Origin of the sequence: Micromonospora chaiyaphumensis, assembly GCF_900091435.1 — a bacterium.
GTDB lineage: Bacteria > Actinomycetota > Actinomycetes > Mycobacteriales > Micromonosporaceae > Micromonospora > Micromonospora chaiyaphumensis.
The window spans coordinates 591,038-609,932 of sequence record NZ_FMCS01000002.1; the positions used below are offsets into that span (position 1 = coordinate 591,038).

An 18,895-nucleotide genomic window follows, 5' to 3' on the forward strand; every position below is an offset into this window, starting at 1 on the left:
GTCAGAGCATCGTCTGCGACTTGGACTCCATGTCGGCGGCGGCCTCCTCCTTCGACTCCCTGGTGAGGGGCTTGCCGCCGGGGGCGGCCGCCGGGCCGCCGAGCGGGTCCGCGCCGCCGGTCGAGCCCTGCGGGCCGGCGCCGCGCAGCTGCTCGTTCGGCATGAGCAGGGTGACCACCACGGCCACGATGGCGATCAGCCCGGTGGTCAGGAAGACCAGGTGCAGCGACTCCACGAACGAGGCCTGGATGGCCGCCCGCACCGGCCCGGGCAGCGCCAGGACGGTCGCCGGGTCGTTGATCGAGACGTTCCCGCCGCCGCTGGCCGCCACGGCCGCCCGCTGGTCCGGCGGGAGCTGGGCGAGCGCCGCCGGCAGCCGGCCGGCCAGCTCGCCGCTGAGCCGGGACGACAGCACCGCGCCGAGGATCGCCACGCCGAACGAGCCGCCCAGCGAGCGGAAGAACGTCGCCGAGGAGGTGCCCGCGCCCAGGTCGCGGGGGTCGACCGCGTTCTGCACGCCGAGGATCAGCGACTGCATGCACAGACCCAGCCCGACGCCGATCACCACCATGAAGCCGAAGGCCACCCAGAGCGAGGTCGCCACCTGGAGCTGCCGGAACAGCAGCATGCCGGCGACCAGCACGGTCGCGCCGGCCACCGGGAACCACTTGTACCGGCCGATCCGGCTCATGGCCCGGCCGGTGATGATCGAGGTGAAGATGATGCCGGCCATCATGGGCAGCATCAGCAGGCCGCTCTTGGTCGGCGAGGCGCCCTTGACGATCTGGAGATAGAGCGGGATGAAGATGATCGACCCGAACATCACCAGACCGAGCACGAAGCCCGCCGAGTTGGCCAGCGCGAAGGTGGCGCTGCGGAACAGCCGCAGCGGCAGGATCGGCTCGCGTACCCGGGCCTCCTGGAGCACGAAGAGCACGCCGAGCACCGCCCCGGCCACGAACAACCCGATGATCACGCCGGAGCCCCAGGCGTACTCGTTGCCGCCCCAGCTCAGCGCCAGCAGCAGGCAGCTCACCCCGGCCACCAGCAGCCCGGCACCGATCCAGTCGACGGTGTGCTCCCGGCGCTCGAACGGGACCAGCCGCATGACGTGGTAGCAGACCACGATGGCGAGGATGGCCAGCGGCACGTTGATGTAGAAGATCCACCGCCAGTTGGTCTCCGCGAAGTAGCCGCCGACCAGCGGGCCGGCGACGGAGGAGATGCCGAAGACCGCCCCGAACAGGCCCTGGTAGCGGCCACGTTCCCGGGGTGGGACCACGTCCGAGATGATCGTGAACGCCAGCGTCAGCAGGCCGCCCGCGCCGATGCCCTGCACGCCCCGGGTGACGATCAGCTGGGTCATGTTCTGTGACAGGCCGGCCAGCAGCGAGCCGAGCAGGAACGTGCCGATCGAGAAGAGGAAGACCGGGCGGCGCCCGTACAGGTCGGCCATCTTGCCGTACAGCGGCGTGGAGGCCGTGGAGGCGAGCAGGTACGCGGTGACCACCCACGAGTAGTGATTGATCCCGCCCAGCTCGCCGACGATGGTGGGCAGCGCGGTGCCGACGATGGTCTGGTCGAGCGCCGCCAGCAGCATGCCGGTCATCAGGCCGAGCATCAGCAGGCGGATCTGGCGGGCGTGCAGCACGGGACGAGCGGCCTGGGCTGTCATCCCGCTTCCTTTCCCACCGGGGGCGGATCATGCCCCCGGTGGGAGAAGAAGTCAGTGCCTACCCTCGGCGAACTCCTCGACGATCTTGTCGCAGAAGGCGGGGAGGTCGTCCGGCTTGCGGCTGCTCACCAGGCCGTTGTCGGTGACGACCTCCTGGTCGACCCAGTTCGCGCCGGCGTTGGTCAGGTCGGTGCGCAGGCTCGGCCAGGAGGTGATGGTCCGGCCGCGCACCACGTCCGCCTCGACCAGCGTCCACGGCCCGTGGCAGATCACGCCCACCGGCTTGCCCGCCTCGAAGAACGACTTCACGAACCGCACCGCCTCCGGGTCGGTCCGCAGGAAGTCCGGGTTCGCCACGCCGCCGGGCAGCACCAGCGCGTCGTACGCCCCCGCGTCCGCCTCCTTGGTCGTCACGTCGACCGGGTACTGCTTACCGTGGTCGAGGTGGTTGAAGGCCTGGATCGAACCGGACCCGATCGAGACCAGCTCGACCTGTGCACCGGCGTTCTCCACCGCCTCGCGGGGCTTGACGTACTCGACCTCCTCGACGCCGTCGGCGGCCAGGAACGCGATCCGCTTGCCCTGCAGTGTCGCTGCCATGGTGGTTCTCCTCTCCGGGGTGTACCTGCACCCGTTCCCGGGCGTGACCGGGCGAAACCGGACGCCGGGAGTGGCCCGCGCCGCAGGTTTGGCCGGTCCCGCTCGGGGGACCCGAAGGGGCATGGCAGGAGCAGCAGCGGAAGAGCGCCGGCTCGCCACCGTCGTGGCCGGCTGGCAGGGGCGACCCGTGCTGGTCGTCGGCGACGCCATGCTGGACGAGTGGCGGTTCGCGGAGTCGGAGCGACTCTGCCGGGAGGCGCCCGCGCCGGTCCTCACCCTGCGCCGGCGCATCTCCGCCGCCGGTGGCGCGGCGAACACCGCCGTCAACGTGGCCGCGCTCGGCGGCCGGGCCGCCCTGGTCGCCCCGGTGGGCGCCGACGTGGCCGGTGACGAGCTGCACGACTGCCTCGACCGGGCCGGTGTCTGGGACCGCACGGTCAACCAGCCCGGCCGCCCCACGCCGGTGAAGCGGCGGATGCTCGCCGGCAACCAGATCCTGCTCCGCGAGGACTCCGGCGAGCCGGAGGACGCGCTCGACGACGACGGCGTGGCCCGCCTGCTGACCGCGCTGCACTGCGCCACCGAGGAGCTGCGCGCGGCGGCCGCCGGGCAGCCGCCCACCCTTGTCGTCTGCGACTACGGCCTGGGCGCGCTGCCCTCGGGCGTGCGCGCCTGGCTGGTCGCCAACCGGGACCGGTACGCGACCGTCGCGCTCGACGCGCACGACCTGGCCGACTGGCGCGGCCTCAACCCGACAGTGGTGACCCCGAGCTTCGCCGAGGCGACCCGGCTGCTGGCCCGGGCGGCCGCCGGCTTCGGCAACGGGCACCGGAGCCCGGCGCGCGGCGCGACGGCCGCCGACCTGCACCTGGACCACCTGGACGACCCGGCCGACGGCCCGTCCGAGCTGGTCGTCGGCGCGGCGCCCGGCGGGGCCGGTGAACGGGAGCCCGGCAGCCCGCACCCGACCTCCGGCGCACCCGCCGACGAGCACGGCGGCGGGTTCGCCGGCCCGACCGGCGAGCCGACGCCCGGCGAGGAGCGGGTCGCGCTGACCGGGGACGGGCTCAGCGTCACCGGCACGGGCGTGACCGTCAACGCGGCCGCCGGCGCGGGCGTGGACCGGGCCGTGCTGGCCGAGTCCCGCCTGGACGAGCTGCGCGAGCACACCGGCGCGGACGTGGTGGCGGTGACCCTGGACACCGAGGGCGCGGTGGTCGGCGGCGCCGACGGCGAACCCCGGCGCAGCCACAGCACGCCGGTCCCGGCCAGCCACGCCGTGGGAGCCGGGGACGCGTACCTGGCGGCCATGACCCTGGCACTGGCCGCGGAGGCGAGCCTGCCGACGGCCGCGCAGCTCGCCCAGCTCGCCGCGACCATCACCGTCTCCGACACCGGCACCTGCGTGTGCCGGCGGGAGGACCTGCTCGACGCGCTGGGCAGCGCGCCGGACGAGGCCGGGCGCCCGACCCAGGTGGGCGCCGAGGAACTGGCCGCGATCGTGGCCGAGCACCGCCGGGCCGGCCGGTCGATCGTCTTCACCAACGGCTGCTTCGACGTGCTGCACCCCGGGCACGTCCGCTACCTGACCCAGGCCCGCGCGCTCGGCGACCTGCTGGTCGTGGCGGTCAACTCGGACGGCAGCGTACGCCGGCTCAAGGGCCCGGACCGGCCGGTCAACCCGGTCGAGGACCGCACCGCCCTGCTCGCCGCGCTGGAGTGCGTCGACCACGTGGTGGTCTTCGAGGAGGACTCCCCGGCGAAGCTCATCGAGGCGGTCCGCCCGGACGTCTACGTCAAGGGCGGCGACTACCCGCCCGAGATGGTCCCGGAGGCCCCGCTGGTGCGCCGGCTGGGCGGCCAGGTGCGCACCCTCGGCTACGTGCCGGACCGCTCCACCTCGGCGATCATCGACCGGATCCGGGCGCACCCGGTCGTCCCGCCGGTGGGCGAGGGCAGGCCGGCGTGAACCGACCGCTCGACCTCGGCGTACCCGACGGGTTCCGCCGCCCCCGGCTGCTCGACGTGCTGATCCCCACCCGCAACCGCCCCGCCGAACTGGCGGTCACCCTCTCCGGGCTGGCGGCGCAGGAGGGCGTACCGGACTTCGGGGTGGTGGTGAGCGACCAGTCCGACGGCGAGCCCGCGTACGCGCACCCGGCCGCGGCCACCATGGTGCGGGCGCTGCGCCACCGGGGCCACCCGGTGCTGCTCACCCGGCGGCTGCCCCGGCGCGGGCTGGCCGAGCACCGCGCCTACCTGCTGGACCGGTCGGCGGCCCGGTACGTGCTCTGCCTCGACGACGACGTCTGGCTGGAGCCCGGCACGGTCTCCCGGCTGGTCACCGCCATCCGCGAGCTGGGCTGTGGCTTCGTCGGCAACGCCGTGCACGGCCTCTCCTACGCCGACGACGTGCGCCCCGAGACGCACGGGCACTACGAGGAGTGGCAGGGACGCCCGGTGCCCGAGCGGATCCGCCCCGGCACCCCGGAGTGGCAGCGGGCGAGCATCCACCCGGCCGCGAACCTGCTGCACGTCACCGAGAAGCTCCGGCTGCCGGCCGGGGCGTGGCGGGCGTACAAGATCTCCTGGATCGGCGGGTGCGTGCTCTACGACCGGGCCAAGCTGCTCGACTCCGGCGGCTTCGAGTTCTGGCGCCGGGTGCACGAGCGGCACCAGGGCGAGGACGTCGCCGCGCAGCTCGCGGTGCTGGAGCGGCACGGCGGCGCCGGTGTGCTGCCCAGCGGGGCCTACCACCTGGAGTCGCCGACCACGGTCACCGAGCGGGACGTGGAGGCGTGGGAGGTCGTGGTCACCGAGTCGGACACGCCCCAGCCGGCCTGACGCTCACTCCGCCAGCAGCTCGCGGGCCGCCTCGACCACCTCGGCAGCCGGCACGTCGGCCACGAACGAGTCGCGGTGCGGGCACACGCCGTCGCCCGGCCGGTGCGGGTAGATGTCCCGCGTGCAGTCGGTGCCGCAGACCGGGCAGTGGGTGGTCCACGAGGCGATCGGCCGGTGCCGGACACGCAGCGGCGTCGCCCCGTTGATGAGGTTGCCGATCCAGTAGATACCGACCGTCGGTGCGCCCACCGCGGCGGCCAGGTGCAGCGGGCCGGAGTCGTTGGAGACCACCAGCGCGCACCCCTCGTACGCGGCGGCCAGCCCGCCCAGGCTCAGCGTGCCGACCTGCGGGCGGACCGGCACCCCGGCAGCGGCGACCACCTCGTCCACCGTCTCCCGCTCGGCGGGGGTCCCGGTGACCAGCACCTCGTACCCGTCGCCGGCCAGCGCCCGCGCCACCGCGCCGAAGCGCTCCGGCGGCCAGCGCCGCCGGCTGTCCGTGGCACCCGGATGCAGCGCCACCCGGGGCCGGGTCGGCTCGCCGAGCACGTCGCCGGCCTCCGCCCGGTCGGCGTCGGTCACGGCCAGCGCCGGCGTGATCGTCACCGCCTCCGCACCGACCAGGGCCACCGCCTCCAGGTAGCGGATCACCTCGTGCTGGTAGTAGACGTACCGGATCCAGCGGTCCAGCGGCGGCGCGTCCTCGGCCCGCAGGCCGGCGGTGACCCGGGCGCCCAGCCCCGCGATGAGCGGGTTGGAGTTGGCGCCGCCGCCGTGCAGTTGCAGGGCCAGGTCGAACTGCTCCTTGCGGGCCGCCGCCACGAAGCCCGCCAGCTCGGCCGGCTCCTCGTCGGCGCCGGGCTCGCGGATGCCGGGCGCGGGCGGGACCACCAGGACCCGGTCCACCGGGCCGGGGCGGTGGCGCCAGAGCTTCGCGTGCCACGGCGCGCCGAGCAGCACGATCTCGGCCGACGGGTACGCGGCCCGCAGCGCCTCCAGCGCCGGCAGCGCGAAGATGAAGTCGCCGAGCGCGTTCGCCCGCAGCACGGCGATCCGCTCGACGTCGGGGACGCGCTCGCCGGCCGGGCCGAGCACCGGCGACGGCTTCAGGTCGCGGCGCGGCGACAGACGCGCCGAGCTGGAGGTGGCCACGCGACCCCTACGGCCGGTCGATCTCGTCGACCGCGGTGTCCGGGTGGTGCAGCTCCCGGTCGGCGGCCGGGTCGGACACGGTCCGCGTACCCCCGGAGGTGACGTGCGGGCCGGTGCGGCCGACGGTGATGGTGCGCGGCGCGGGCCGGGCCGCCCGGGGCAGCCGCACCCGGAGCAGGCCGTGGTCCATCACGGCGTCGATCCGGTCCGGGTCCACCCGGGACGGCAGGTCCACCCGGTACTCGAAGCCGCGGGTCGTGAACCCGCCGGGGATGCCCTGGTCGGCGTTGACCTCGGCCTCCGACCGGGCCCGTACGCACAGCTCCCGGTCGTCCAGCTCGACGGCCACCTCCTCGGGGGCCACGCCGGGCAGCCGGACGACCACCTCCCAGCCGTCGGCGACCTCGCTCAGCTCCACGTCCTGGCTGCCGCCGCGACCACCGACCAGGCGGCTCAGCTCGGCGCGCAGCGACTGGAGCTCACCCATCGGGTCCCAGCCCTGCTGGCGACCCCGCCAGCCCCGACCGCCACCGCTCTGTTCCGTCATCGCACGTCTCCGATCCGCTGGGTCGCCGAGGGGGGTCGCAGCGAGCTCGGGGCATTCAGGTCGTGCTCCGGGTCGACGCCCACGCCCAGCCGGTCCACCAGTTCGCCGCCGAGCCAGGCGCTCACGCCGAGGATGGCCACGGCGACCACCTCGATGGCGATCAGGGCGCCCCCGGCGGCCCGGGAGTCGGCGTTGAGCCGGACCACCCAGACCGCGGCGAAGAGCAGGATCACCGCGACGTTGGCGGCGGCGTGGGTCAGCCCGACCCGCTTGGCCCGGGTGCCGGTGGGCAGGGCGAGCAGGTCGACGGCGCCGGCCGCCGCGGCCAGCAGGCCGCCGATCAGACCGACCGTGATGTTCCAGTAGGCGACCTCGCCGAGGAAGTCCGGCCCGCCCACGGTGTCGATCACGTCGAAGATCACCGCGGTCACCAGGAGGGCCACCGGGAACATCACCAGCATCGGGTGCACGGGATGGCCGAGCACCTTCAGTCGGCTCTCCATCTCGGCCTCCATCGATCGCGTCCGGGCGCGCTGCGGCTCAGTCCGTACCCGCCGGACCCGGGGGCAAACCTCGCCGTCGACGCGCTCTCCTAGGCTGACGATGGCGGAAACCAGCCGTTCGCGGGCCGGAATCGCCGTCAAGGTCAACGGACGGGGGAGGCAGACGTGACGACACGGGAGATCACCAGCCCGGAGGAACTGGCGGAACTGCTGGGCGCACCGAACCAGCGGGCGCGGGACAAGGAGCGCACGACGCTGCACCAGCGGGACCGCGAGTGGCTGGCCGCGTCGCCGTTCTGCCTGGTCGCCACGGCCGGCGCGGACGGCAGCTGCGACGTCTCCCCGAAGGGCGATCCGGCCGGCTTCACGGTGGTGCTGGACGAGACCACCATCGCCATCCCCGAGCGGCCCGGCAACCGGCGGGCCGACGGCTACCGCAACATCCTGGCCAACCCCCACGTCGGGCTGATCTTCCTGATCCCCGGCCGCACCGACACGCTGCGGATCAACGGCCGGGCCCGGCTGGTGCGCGACGCGCCGTACTTCGACGACATGGTGGTGCAGGGACACCGGCCGGTGCTGGCCGTCGAGGTGGCCATCGAGCAGATCTTCTACCACTGCGCGAAGGCGTTCCTCCGCTCGGAGCTGTGGAAGCCGGAGACCTGGCGGCCCGACGCGCTGCCCACCCGCGCCCGGCTGGTCAAGGAGGTCGAGGCTCCGACGGAGAACCTCGCCGACCTGGAACGCCACTACGGCCCGGACTACGCCCGCCGCCTCTACGTCTGACCGCACCGGCGGCCCGGCCGGCGCTCCGCCCGCCGGGCCCGCGCGGTGGCGGTCAGTTCGACGGGGCGAAACGCGCCGGCACCCCGATGTCCGACAGCGCCCGCGCGAGGTGCGGGGCCGTGGTTTTGACGTAGGCCGCGCCGATGTGCGAGCCCCCGCGATAGATGAGGACGTTGCCGAACACCACCGGACACTTGTCGGTCGGGCAGATGGCGTCGAACAGGTCGATCATCTTGACCTCGGGCACCCCGGCCACCGCCTTCCGCTGCATCACGTAGGCGGCGTCCTGGTCGTGGCGCTTGCGGTCGAACGCGCAGGCCGACAGGTGGTTCCGGTTCTTGTCGGCGCACGTCACGGCCGGGCCGGGACCGGGGTTGTTGGCGAGGACGACGACCTTCGACCCCACGGAGTCGAGTGCCTTCCACGACGCGCGCACACCCGCGATCATCGCCTCGACCGTCCCCTTGCCGGACTTGGTGTCGAGAGCGCGCGACGCCCCCTGCGAGGTGACGACGTAGTCGGGACGCTCCTCGGTCAGCCTGCGCAGCAGGGCCTTGTTCCAGTCGATGCAGTCGGTGTAGAGCTTGGTGGGATCATCGGCCCGGAGCGCGGGGGCGCTGGTGAACGGGCACGACGCCTTGGCGGCGATCACCAGCTTCCAGTCGTTCTGCGCGGCGAGCACCTGGAACGCCGGCAGCCACTGGTCCATCTTGGAGTCCCCCACCAGCGCGACCGTGGTGGACCCGGTGGGGTTGCCGTAGGTGCACCACAGGAGTTCGGACCCCACGACCTGCTGGAAGCACTTGTCCCGGTTGGTGACGGGCACATCCATGAAGCCCTGCCGGATCTGCAGGGGGTCCGGCGTGATGACGTCGAACCGCTCCGGGACCGGGCCGATCGGGGCGGTGCCGGGCGTGGTCGACAGCAGGGCCGCGCCGGGCGCGTAGTGCTGCCGGGTCGGCTGGGCGTTGGCCGCCCACGCGGCCGTCAGCACCAGGGCGAGGCCGGCGCAGATCCCGGCCATCGTGAAGTTGCCACCGAGGCTGAGCGCGAGACGCGGCGACTTCGAGACCGCCCGCGAGTACCGCAGCGGGTTCTCCACGAGCCGGAAGGTGATCCAGGCCGGGACCACCGAGGCGAGCGCCACCACCAGGCCGCGCTTCACCGACAGGCCGTCCCAGTACGCGCCGGCGACGATGAGCATCGGCCAGTGCCACAGGTACAGGGAGTAGGACAGGTCACCGACCCACCGGAACGGGCGGGTGCCGAGCACCAGGACCGGGCCGCGGGAGCCCGCCGCGGCGCCGGCCGCGATCACCGCCGCGGCGCCGAGGGTGGGCAGCGCGGCGGCGTACCCGGGCCACGCCGTCTTCTTCGTCACCAGCAGCGCCGCCGCCACGATCGCGGCGAGACCGAGCCAGCCCAGGACGACGGCCAGCGCCCGGGGCATGCGGGCGGCGCCGGTCGCGGCCAGGGCGATGCCCGCACCGACGGCGAGCTCCCACAACCGCGTCGTGGAGACGAAGAACGCCCGCTCCGGCGAGGTCGCCGTCTCGATGATCGACCAGGCGAACGACGGCACCGCCAGGACCGCCAGACCGATCCACAGGACCGGCCGCACGTTCGTCCGCCGGAGCCGTTTCGCCGCGAGGATCGCGAGGATGATCAGCAGGGGCCAGAGCAGGTAGAACTGCTCCTCGACGGCGAGCGACCAGAAGTGCTGGACCGGCGAGGTGGTGGCGTTGTCGGCGGCGAGGTAGTCGACCGCGCGGTCGGCGAAGCGCCAGTTCACCACGTAGATCGCCGCGGCGGCGATGTCGCCGCCGATCTCCTGCCACTGGCCCCGGGGAACGAACAGCCGGACCGCCACGGCGGTGGCCGCCAGCACGACCGTCGCGGCGGGCAGGATCCGCTTGGCCCGCCGGGCGTAGAACCCCAGCAACGAGATGCGGCCGGTGCGGTCGATCTCGTTGATGAGCTGCCCGGTGATGAGGAAGCCGGAGATCACGAAGAAGACGTCGACCCCGACGAAGCCACCCGGGAGGAACGGCAGGCCGGCGTGGTAGAGCAGCACCAGCCCGACGGCCACCGCCCGGAGCCCGGCGACGTCGGCCCGGAACCGGCTCGGCGTGGACTCGCGGCGCGGCTCGCGCCCGGCCGCCTGGTCCGGGAGGGTGCTCGGGCCCGCCGGTGGCGGCTTCTCGATCTGGGAACTTCCCGGGGCGGCAACGGTCGTCAACTCCGGGGAAGTCATCACGATCCTCAACCTTGGGGGATTCCAGCCTCGGGAACGATAGCGGCTGGTCAGGCGGGGGAGCAATCGTGCCGCCCCGCGGCTGCCGCCGGCCCTGGCCCGGGCCCCGAAGCGGCGGCGGCCGAACGCCGGGCGTTTGGACGGGCGGCTGGGGGTACTGATTCGAAGGACGGCCCACCGCCACCAGACGACGCCGGACACCCCCTGAGACCGGGTCGAGGAAGGATGATGTGCGATGCCCCCGAAGAACGGCTCCGGGCGCGGCAGCGGCTCGACCGCGACCACGAACCCGCCGGGCAACCAGACCCCCAACACCCCGGACATCAACGAGAGTGAGATCGCCCGGCTGAAGGTCGACCAGCTCCGCGACCGGCTGCGCCGGCGCGGCGTGACCGGCACCGCCGACATGCGCAAGGACGACCTGGTCAAGGCCCTGGTGAAGAGCATGCGCGACGGCGCCAAGAAGAGCACCTCCACCCGGGCCGGCGGTTCGTCCCGCAGCTCCTCGTCGGCGAAGAAGAGCACGTCGTCGGCGAATCCGCCGGGCAACCAGACCCCGAACACCCCCGACATCAACGAGAGCGAGATCGCCCGGCTGAAGGTCGACGAGCTGCGCAGCCGCCTGCGCGCCCGGGGTGTCGCCGGCACCTCGGACATGCACAAGCCGGAGCTGGTCGAGGCCCTGGTCAAGAGCCTGCGCGAAGCCCGCTCCCCGGGCGGCGACGGCGGGATCCGCAAGGGACCGCAGACCTCCAAGTCGATCAAGTACGCCCAGGAGGTCACCTCGGTCGACGACGAGCCGGAGCGGCCCGGCCGCAGCCTCGTCACCACCGACCACGAGGTGATCCGGCAGTGGGCCGAGGCCCGCAAGGGCGTGCCGAGCACGGTGGACGGCACCGAGCACGACGGGCACGCAGGGGTGCTGCGCTTCGACTTCCCGAGCAACGGGCGCGAGCAGCGGCTGCGCGAGATCAGCTGGGAGGAGTGGTTCCGCACCTTCGACGAGCGGCGGCTCAACTTCATCTACCAGGAGGAACGGTCCGACGGGAAGCAGAGCAACTTCTTCCGGCTGGAGAACCCGGACCGCGAGGACGGCTGACACCCGACGACGTCGAAGGGCCCGGGCCGGTGTGACGGGTCCGGGCCTTTTGCTCCGATTAGGCCCGATCGTCTGGGGTACGAATTTCGGTACGGAAGACTGAACGACAAGGAGTGCTCATGACCACGAAGGTCGAGAAGTCCATCGAAGTCGACGTACCGGTCAGCACCGCGTACAACCAGTGGACGCAGTTCGAGGAGTTCCCGCGGTTCATGGGTGGCGTGCAGGAGGTCCGCCAGCTCGACGACCGGCGGCTGCACTGGGTCGCCGAGATCGCGGGCGTGAAGCGCGAGTGGGACGCCAAGGTCCTGGAGCAGGTGCCGGACCGCAAGATCGCCTGGGCCGCCACCAGCGGCGCCACCAACGCCGGCGCCGTCCACTTCCAGCCCATCGGCACCGACCGCACCCAGGTCCAGCTCTCCCTCGAGTACGAGCCGGAGGGGCTGGTCGAGAAGGCCGGCGACAAGCTGCACCTCGTGGAGAAGCGGGCCGAGGCCGACCTGGCGAAGTTCAAGTCGTACATCGAGGGCCGGGGCGCGGAGACGGGCGCCTGGCGGGGCACCATCGACGAGGGCCGTACCCTCGGCACGCCCGGCGTGGAGCACGCCGCGGCCTCGCGCGGCGACGACGGCAAGGCCGGCGTCTCGGGCAAGGCGGTCGCGGCCGGCGCGGTCGCCGCGGGCGCGGCAGCGGCCGGGGCCGCCGCGGTGGCCAAGCACCGCTCGGACACCGACGAGGAACCCGCCCCGGAGCCCGAGACGGGGTACGTGGTGACCGACGTCCCCGCGCAGCGGACCGGCGCCTTCCCGCCCGACCCGGCCGACCCGCGCCGCAACCTCTAGGCCTTTCACCTCCCTGCCGGAGCGAGCCCGGCGGGCCGGCCCCCGCGCCGTGCCCGCCGGGCTCGCTTCGTGTGGCGCGTATCGTTGCCGCCCGTGACCGACCTCGGACGACGCACACCGGAGATCACCGTCGCCACCCCGGCGGACCGCGGGCGGGTGGTCGACTCGCTGGTCGCCGCCTTCGCCGCCGACCCCGTCCTGACCCACCTCTTCCCCGATCCGGCCAGCTACCCCCGGTACGCCGCGGCCTTCTTCGGCTACCTCTTCGACAAGCGCGTCGGGCGGGAGACGATCTGGACGATCGGCGGGGGCGCCTCGGTGGCGATCTGGGAGCCGCCCACCCCGGCGGAGTCCGGTCCGGCCGACCCGCTCGCCGCCCACCTGCCCGCCGACGCGCTGGCCCGGGTACGCGCCTACGACGAGGCCGTGCACGCCGCGCTGCCCAGCGGCCCGTTCTGGTACCTCGGCGTGCTCGGCACCCACCCCGACAGCGCCGGCCGACGCTGGGGCCGCGCCGTCATGCGGGCCGGGCTGCAGCGGGCCGCGGCGGACGGGCTCCCGGCGGTGCTGGAGACCAGCAACCCGGGCAACGTCGAGATCTACCGCCGGGCCGGGTGGCAGGTGGTACGCGAGGTGGCCGAACCGCTGCCGACCTGGATCATGCGGCAGCCGGCCTGATCAGCCCATCCTGTGCGGGAGGTGAACGCCCGCGAGGAGACGACGTACGGCCTCGGGGTCACCGGTGACGACGGCGCCGGCGGCCAGGTCGTCGCTCCCGAAGGCGGTGACGAGAGCGTCCGTCGTGGTGGCCAGGACGGCGTCCGGCTCGTCGGGCGGTTCGTGGGAGACCTCGGCGCCGGCCGGCGTGAGACGGACGCCGAACACCCCGGCGGGACCGTGGTCGCGGAGCTCGACCCGAATCGCCGCCCCGGGCTGCTCCGGCGTCGGCGCGAAGTAGGTGCGGATGCTCAGCATGGCGCTGTCCACGCTCACGAAGAGCTGTTCCGCGGTCGGCGGGGCGGCCAGTGCCCAGGTGCCGAGCGCGAGCAGGATCGGCTCCAGGTCACGACCCCAGGCGGTCAGCTCGTAGACCCGCACGTTGCCCGGTGGAGGCAGTTGCCGCCGGCGCACGACGCCCGCGTCGGCGAGCTCGCGCAGCCGGTCGGACAGTGCGTTCGGGCTCGCGGTCGGGAGCGCCTGCTGGAGGTCGGTGAACCGCTTCGGCCCGAGCAGCAGCTCGCGCACCACGAGCAGGGACCACCGTTCACCCACGACGTCGAGGCCGCGCGCGATGCCGCAGGCCTGCCGATAGCCCCGCTGAACCGGCATGGAACACCTCCCCGTCGCACTTGCACGCGCATACTAGCGGCTATTAGCGTCATAGCATGCCGACACCTCCGCTCACCGACCGTGAGACCTGGCAGAAGCAGCTCGACGAACTCCGGCTGCGCGAGAAGGCACACACCCGCGAGGGCGACGCCATCGCGGCGGCCCGCCGGCGGCTCCCGATGGTCGAGGTCGACCCGGCCGTCCCGCTGATCGGCGCCGACGGTCCGGTGCCCCTGCTCGACGTCTTCGAGGGCCGGACCCAGCTGTTCGCGTCGTACCACATGTGGCACACCGGCAGGTCGGCAGCCGACCAGTGCGAGGGCTGCACGTTCTTCAACGGTCACCTGCTCGAACTGTCCTACCTGCACTCGCGCGACGTCACGTTCGCCGTCCTCTGCCAGGGACCGTTCGAGGAGTCGTCCCGCTACCGTGACTTCATGGGCTGGCAGGCACCCTGGTACTCGGTGCCGGCGGATTCGGTCGGCCCTCTCCTCGCCGGGCGCGCGTTCGGGATGAAGGCGTGCTACCTGCGCCAGGGCGACCGGGTGTTCGAGACCTACTGGACCAGCGGGCGGGGCGTCGAGCCGATGGCCCCGTCGTACGGGGTGCTCGACATGACCGTCCACGGCCGCCAGGAGGACTGGGAGGACTCGCCGGAAGGCTGGCCGCGGAGGTTCCGGACCGACGGCGACCAGTTCCGGCTCGACGGGCGACCCACCTCGCAGTGGTCCCGCCTCGCCGCCGGTCGTGACGACGACCTGGGCACCACCGGGCCCGCCGGCGGCGAGCGCCACTGCCACTGAGACGGTCGACGACCGTCACAGCCTCCGGACGCGCAGCACGCCGGTCAGCATCGGGAGCGTGAACTCGCCGTCGGCGGTCTCGGGCCGGCTCCCGAGGAAGGCTCGGACCCGGCCGAGCGCGGCCTCCCGGTCCGGCTCCGGCATCACCAGCATCCCCGCGCGGGTCGCGAGCGTCGCCACGAGCGAGTCGGCGGTGCGGCGCTGCCCGTGCGGGAACTCCGCCTGCTCCGGCGAGCCGAACCGGGCGCCCACGCCGGTCCTCGGCAGGTGCAGGCCTGCCGTCGCGGCGCGCCAACTGCTCAACGTGTCGCGCGGGCCGATGGCGGCGCTTCCGCTGACCCGTTCGAGCCCGGCAATCCAGTCGACCCGGTCGTCCATGACGTTCCACAGACCGGCCAGGACGCCACCGGGCGCGAGCACCCGGGCGATCTCCGGGCCCGCGACGGCCATGTCGAACCAGTGCATGGCGTTGCCGGCCAGCACGGCGTCGACGGACGCGTCCGGCAGCGGGATCGCCTCGGCGCTGCCCGGCAGGGCACGGACGGCCGGCAGCGCGCGACACAACTCGGCCAGCATCGCCGGGTCGGGCTCGACCGCGACGACGTCGGCACCCAGCGCGACCAGTGTGGCGGTCAGCTTGCCGGTGCCGGCACCGAGGTCGAGCACTCGCGGGCCGGGCGCGAGCTCGAGCGCCCAGCGGGCCGCGGCCTGCGCGTAGTCCGGGCGGTGCTCGGCGTACGCGGCCGACGCCGAGCCGAACGAGGAGCTGAGAAGCAGCGATTCCTCCACGCGGTCACCCTACCCACCGCGCCACAACTGCTCAGGCCGGGAAAGTCCGACCTGTCCCCGTTTGCCGCCGCGTGGGCAGGGAACGCCACGACGCGGCCGGAAGCGAGGAGGCGCGATGATCGAGGTCTGCCGAACCATCCGCACCCCACCCGAGCGGATCTTCGCTGTGCTGTCGGACGGTTGGAGCTACGCCAGCTGGGTCGTCGGTGCCGCCCACATACGGGCCGTCGATGACGGCTGGCCCGCAGTGGGCACCCGGGTCCATCACCGGGTGGGCCCGTGGCCGCTGCAGATCGAGGACCGGACCGTGGTGCGGGAGATGGAGCCCAACCGTCTGCTCGAACTCGATGCGCACGCCGGTCCGCTCGGGATCGCTCGTGTCCGCCTGGCACTGGAGCCGCTATCCGCCGACACCACCCGGGTACGGATGGGCTGGCGGGCGGCCGCAGGGGTCGCCCGCTTCCTCCCGGAGGCCGCACTGGCACTGATGCTGCGCCCGCGTAACTCGGAAACACTGCACCGGGTGGAGGACATCGCCATACACCGGCAACTCCCCGCACCGTAGGTCCACCGTGGCCGCCTCATCGCCGGGCCGGGTCGCCTCCGAACTCCACGGCGGTGAGCCGCCGCCGGTTCAAGGACTCGGGCCGCCGGCGGCGTGACTGACCTCGGGAAACGGCGAAGCCCAGGCCTATGACCTGGGCTTCTGTGCCGAGCCGCCTGACGGAATCGAACCGTCGACCTACGCATTACGAGTGCGTCGCTCTAGCCGACTGAGCTAAGGCGGCAACGATCGTCAAGTGTACGGCACACCCCGCCGGACGCCGAACGGGATCCCCCTCACCTCCGATCCGGACATCGGGGAGTTTCGGCACGTACGCGGGAGAGACTTCGCGCTCCGTCGGGACTACCCTGCGGCGGGTGAGTGACGATCACGTGCCGCCGCAGCAGCCGATCCCCGAGGCGCACCCGGGCGAGCGGGCCAGCCGACGGCCGCGCAGCCTGGACCCGCTGGAGCTGGGCTTCACCCCCCGGAAGCCGGTCCCCTGGCTCGCGCCGCTGCTGCTCATCAGCACCGGGCTCCGGACGCTGCTGGCGATGCTGTTCGGGGCGTACCTGGACAAGCGCGAGTTGCAGAACGCGTTCGGCAACGACACGTTCCGGCAGGTGGGGCCGGACGGCGGGCTCTGGCTGGACTACGTGGCCGACCTGGGTGACGGCTTCGACGCCACGTACTCGGTGGCCTATCTGCTCGCCCAGCCGGAGCTGGAGGTGGACGGTCACCGGCTGCCCCGGGCGCAGACGCTGGTGATGGGGGGCGACCAGGTCTACCCGTCGGCGGCCTACGAGGCGTACGAGGACCGGTGCAAGGGGCCGTACCAGGCCGCGCTGCCGATCGCGCCACCGCAGCGGCCGACGCTCTTCGCGGTGCCGGGCAACCACGACTGGTACGACGGGCTGACCGCGTTCCTGCGGCTGTTCGTGCGCTCCCGGGACCGGCACTTCGCGGGCTGGGGCACGGGCCAGTCCCGCTCGTACTTCGCGGTGGAGCTGCCGGCCGACTGGTGGCTGCTCGGCCTCGACGACCAGTCCGGGTCGTACCTGGACGACCCGCAGCTCACCTACTTCGACGAGGTCGCCCGGAAGCTGACGCCGCAGGCCAAGGTGATCCTGGCGGTACCGGCGCCGACCTGGGTCAAGGCCCACGACCATCCCACGGCCTACGACTCGATCGACTACTTCATCCGTACGATCGTGGCGCCCACCGGCGCGCAGGTGCGGCTGCTGGTCTCGGGCGACCTGCACCACTACGCCCGCTACACCGGCCCGGAGCGTCAGTTGATCACCAGTGGGGGCGGCGGCGCCTACCTCTACCCCACCCACCAGCTGCCCGAGCGGCTGGAGGTGCCGCCGCGGGACACCCTGGCCCGCCGGTCCAGCCGCACCCGCGAGTACGAGCTGGCCGCCCGCTATCCGGACAAGGCCCGCTCCCGGCGGTACGGCTGGGGGATCTTCGCCCGGCTGCCGTTACGCAACCCGGGTTTCACCACCCTGCTGGGCACCCTGCACACGCTGCTCATGCTGGCCATGGCCGGGGTGACGGCGAACCAGGTGGGCACCACCGAGCAGCGACTGTTCAGCGTCCCGCTGGTGATCATGCTGGTGGTGACCCTCCTGAGCGCGGCGTTCTTCGCCAAGCCGCCCAGCTCCGGCGGGAAGCGGCACGCCCGGCACTGGATCCTCGGCGTGACGCACGGGCTGGCTCACGTGGCGCTGGCCGCCGGCGGCACCTGGCTCTGGCTCCAGCTCCCGTTCTACGACTGGCCGTGGCCGCTGCCGGCGGTCGCCGCCGCCGTCCTGTACGGGCCGGTGAGCGGTCTGGTCGCCAGCCAGTTGGTGGCGCTGTACCTGCTGGTGGCCGGCTCGTTCGGGGTGAACGTCAACGAGCTCTTCGCCGGGCAGGGCATCGAGGACTCGAAGTCGTTCCTCCGCTTCCGCATCGACCCGGACGGCACCCTGACCATCTATCCGATCGCGGTCGACAAGGTCTCCCACGCCTGGCAGCTCAACCCCGACCAGTCCCAAACCGCGAGCTGGATCCTCCCCAAGTCCCCCCTGACCCCCCGCCTGGCCGAACCCCCCATCGTCCTCCGCTGACCGGACCGAGCCCCCGAGCAGCGTTGATCATGAAGTTAGCGGCACGGAGAGAGATCAAAATCGCCGCTAACTTCATGATCAACGCGGGAGGACAGCCGGAGACCGGCCGGAACCCGGCGGGATGGGGGCGGTCAGGAATAGTGCTGGTCGTGGGCCTGGCGGGGGGCGCAGACCGATGCGCGGCTGCATGAGCAGCGGGACCCGTCGGCGTCGAGGCGGACCGTGACCGAGTCGCGGGGGACGCTGTGGCCGACGACCTTGCCCTCGCCCTCCGGGGTGGAGACGCGGCTGCCGATGGCCGGCGCGGACTCCTGGAACCGCTGGTAGAGCGGGTGCTCGTACTTCAGGCAGCACATCAGCCGGCCGCACGCGCCGGAGATGCGCAGCGGGTTGAGCGGCAGATCCTGGTCCTTGGCCATCCGGATGGTGACCGGCTCGAAGTCGGTGAGGAAGGTCGCGCAGCACAGGTCCCGCCCGCAGGAACCGATGCCGCCCTGCACCCGGGCCGAGTCCCGGGCGGAGAGCTGGCGCAGCTCGACCCGGCAGTGCAGGGTCGCCCCCAGGTCGCGCACGAGGGAGCGGAAGTCGACCCGGTGCGGCGCGGTGAAGTAGACGATCGTCCGGTCGCTGCCCGTCTCCGGGGTGGCGAAGACGTGGTCGATCGCCACCACCTTCATGGGCAGGCCGTGCTCGCGGATCAGCCGCTTGGCGGCCACCTTGGCGTCGGCCTTGCGCCGGCGCAGCAGCTCGTCGCGGCGCAGGTCCTCGTCACCGGCCAGGCCGGCCAGCCGGGGGAAGCCCTCGGTGTCCTCGCTGACCCACTGCGCCGCCCAGACGCACTCGGCCACCTCGGGCCCGTCGTCGGTGGGCACCAGCACCTTGTCGCCCACCTGCGGGCGCAGCTCACCGGGATCCAGGTAGAAGAGGCGCCCGTACCGGTTGAAGCTGACCGCGCAGAGCATGCCCATGCCACCACCCTACGACCTTCTCCGGGTTCCGGGACGGCCGCCCGTC

At 73.1% G+C, this 18,895-nt stretch carries 17 protein-coding genes, 1 tRNA gene and 1 pseudogene; 9 read left to right on the plus strand and 10 right to left on the minus strand.

Annotated elements, in window-relative coordinates:
* Window position 1: 1 nt before the first annotated feature.
* On the minus strand, window positions 2-1,675 hold the full coding sequence (locus GA0070214_RS08645) for an MDR family MFS transporter (protein ID WP_091261101.1): 1,674 nt from the start codon (window positions 1,673-1,675) through the stop codon (window positions 2-4).
* A 51-nt stretch (window positions 1,676-1,726) separates the two neighbouring features.
* Window positions 1,727-2,275 carry a type 1 glutamine amidotransferase domain-containing protein gene (locus GA0070214_RS08650; protein ID WP_091261104.1) on the minus strand — a complete coding sequence of 183 codons (549 nt, stop codon included), beginning with the start codon at window positions 2,273-2,275 and terminating at the stop codon, window positions 1,727-1,729.
* 121 nt (window positions 2,276-2,396) lie between these two features.
* Between GA0070214_RS08650 and rfaE2 the strand changes: the two genes are divergently transcribed.
* A complete protein-coding gene (gene rfaE2 / locus GA0070214_RS08655) occupies window positions 2,397-4,244 on the plus strand; it encodes a D-glycero-beta-D-manno-heptose 1-phosphate adenylyltransferase (protein ID WP_091261106.1) in 1,848 nt (615 codons plus the stop codon).
* On the plus strand, window positions 4,241-5,119 hold the full coding sequence (locus GA0070214_RS08660) for a glycosyltransferase family 2 protein (protein WP_091261108.1): 879 nt from the start codon (window positions 4,241-4,243) through the stop codon (window positions 5,117-5,119). Before rfaE2 ends, GA0070214_RS08660 begins: the two co-directional genes overlap by 4 nt.
* 3 nt (window positions 5,120-5,122) lie before the next feature.
* Here GA0070214_RS08660 and GA0070214_RS08665 read toward each other — a convergent pair whose 3' ends face one another.
* The 3 genes from GA0070214_RS08665 to GA0070214_RS08675 are packed head-to-tail and all read right to left on the minus strand — an operon-like array spanning window position 5,123 to window position 7,321.
* On the minus strand, window positions 5,123-6,229 hold the full coding sequence (locus GA0070214_RS08665; protein ID WP_167364214.1) for a glycosyltransferase family 9 protein: 1,107 nt from the start codon (window positions 6,227-6,229) through the stop codon (window positions 5,123-5,125).
* 49 nt (window positions 6,230-6,278) lie between these two features.
* Complete coding sequence (locus GA0070214_RS08670) at window positions 6,279-6,818, minus strand: Hsp20/alpha crystallin family protein (protein ID WP_091261111.1); 540 nt, start codon at window positions 6,816-6,818, stop codon at window positions 6,279-6,281.
* The gene (locus GA0070214_RS08675; protein ID WP_091261490.1) at window positions 6,815-7,321 is read right to left on the minus strand and encodes a DUF2231 domain-containing protein; all 507 of its coding nucleotides are present in this window, start codon (window positions 7,319-7,321) and stop codon (window positions 6,815-6,817) included. The genes GA0070214_RS08670 and GA0070214_RS08675 overlap by 4 nt, the downstream gene beginning before the upstream one ends.
* A gap of 165 nt (window positions 7,322-7,486) precedes the next feature.
* Here GA0070214_RS08675 and GA0070214_RS08680 point away from each other — a divergent pair, with 165 nt between their 5' ends.
* Window positions 7,487-8,107, plus strand: a complete 621-nt coding sequence (locus GA0070214_RS08680) for a pyridoxamine 5'-phosphate oxidase family protein (RefSeq protein WP_091261114.1) — start codon at window positions 7,487-7,489, stop codon at window positions 8,105-8,107.
* A 52-nt stretch (window positions 8,108-8,159) separates the two neighbouring features.
* Here the strand turns inward: GA0070214_RS08680 and GA0070214_RS08685 are convergent, their stop codons facing one another.
* The gene (locus GA0070214_RS08685) at window positions 8,160-10,361 is read right to left on the minus strand and encodes an acyltransferase family protein (protein ID WP_091261116.1); all 2,202 of its coding nucleotides are present in this window, start codon (window positions 10,359-10,361) and stop codon (window positions 8,160-8,162) included.
* A gap of 445 nt (window positions 10,362-10,806) precedes the next feature.
* Here GA0070214_RS08685 and GA0070214_RS08690 point away from each other — a divergent pair, with 445 nt between their 5' ends.
* The 3 genes and pseudogenes from GA0070214_RS08690 to GA0070214_RS08700 all read left to right on the plus strand — a co-directional run bounded on the left by GA0070214_RS08690 (window position 10,807) and on the right by GA0070214_RS08700 (window position 12,980).
* Entirely contained in the window at window positions 10,807-11,460 is a 654-nt protein-coding gene (locus tag GA0070214_RS08690) for an SAP domain-containing protein (protein ID WP_091261492.1), read from the plus strand.
* Window positions 11,461-11,579: 119 nt separating this feature from the next.
* Window positions 11,580-12,029 (plus strand): annotated as a pseudogene (locus GA0070214_RS32320) (SRPBCC family protein); the annotation flags it as partial.
* 366 nt (window positions 12,030-12,395) lie between these two features.
* Window positions 12,396-12,980: a GNAT family N-acetyltransferase gene (locus tag GA0070214_RS08700; protein ID WP_091261120.1), complete on the plus strand. Its 585-nt coding sequence runs from the start codon at window positions 12,396-12,398 to the stop codon at window positions 12,978-12,980.
* Here the strand turns inward: GA0070214_RS08700 and GA0070214_RS08705 are convergent, their stop codons facing one another.
* Window positions 12,981-13,631, minus strand: coding sequence for a winged helix-turn-helix transcriptional regulator (locus GA0070214_RS08705; protein ID WP_091261122.1), 651 nt, complete (start codon window positions 13,629-13,631; stop codon window positions 12,981-12,983).
* Between the two features lie 56 nt (window positions 13,632-13,687).
* Here GA0070214_RS08705 and GA0070214_RS08710 point away from each other — a divergent pair, with 56 nt between their 5' ends.
* On the plus strand, window positions 13,688-14,434 hold the full coding sequence (locus GA0070214_RS08710; RefSeq protein WP_091261124.1) for a DUF899 family protein: 747 nt from the start codon (window positions 13,688-13,690) through the stop codon (window positions 14,432-14,434).
* 15 nt (window positions 14,435-14,449) lie between these two features.
* Here GA0070214_RS08710 and GA0070214_RS08715 read toward each other — a convergent pair whose 3' ends face one another.
* Window positions 14,450-15,223 carry a class I SAM-dependent methyltransferase gene (locus GA0070214_RS08715; RefSeq protein ID WP_091261126.1) on the minus strand — a complete coding sequence of 258 codons (774 nt, stop codon included), beginning with the start codon at window positions 15,221-15,223 and terminating at the stop codon, window positions 14,450-14,452.
* A 115-nt stretch (window positions 15,224-15,338) separates the two neighbouring features.
* Here GA0070214_RS08715 and GA0070214_RS08720 point away from each other — a divergent pair, with 115 nt between their 5' ends.
* Window positions 15,339-15,788, plus strand: a complete 450-nt coding sequence (locus GA0070214_RS08720) for an SRPBCC family protein (protein ID WP_091261128.1) — start codon at window positions 15,339-15,341, stop codon at window positions 15,786-15,788.
* A gap of 149 nt (window positions 15,789-15,937) precedes the next feature.
* Here GA0070214_RS08720 and GA0070214_RS08725 read toward each other — a convergent pair.
* A tRNA-Thr gene (locus GA0070214_RS08725) sits at window positions 15,938-16,011 on the minus strand.
* Window positions 16,012-16,144: 133 nt separating this feature from the next.
* Between GA0070214_RS08725 and GA0070214_RS08730 the strand changes: the two genes are divergently transcribed.
* Complete coding sequence (locus GA0070214_RS08730; protein ID WP_091261130.1) at window positions 16,145-17,881, plus strand: metallophosphoesterase family protein; 1,737 nt, start codon at window positions 16,145-16,147, stop codon at window positions 17,879-17,881.
* A 131-nt stretch (window positions 17,882-18,012) separates the two neighbouring features.
* Here GA0070214_RS08730 and GA0070214_RS08735 read toward each other — a convergent pair whose 3' ends face one another.
* A complete protein-coding gene (locus tag GA0070214_RS08735; protein ID WP_091261132.1) occupies window positions 18,013-18,849 on the minus strand; it encodes a PSP1 domain-containing protein in 837 nt (278 codons plus the stop codon).
* Window positions 18,850-18,895: the final 46 nt, after the last annotated feature.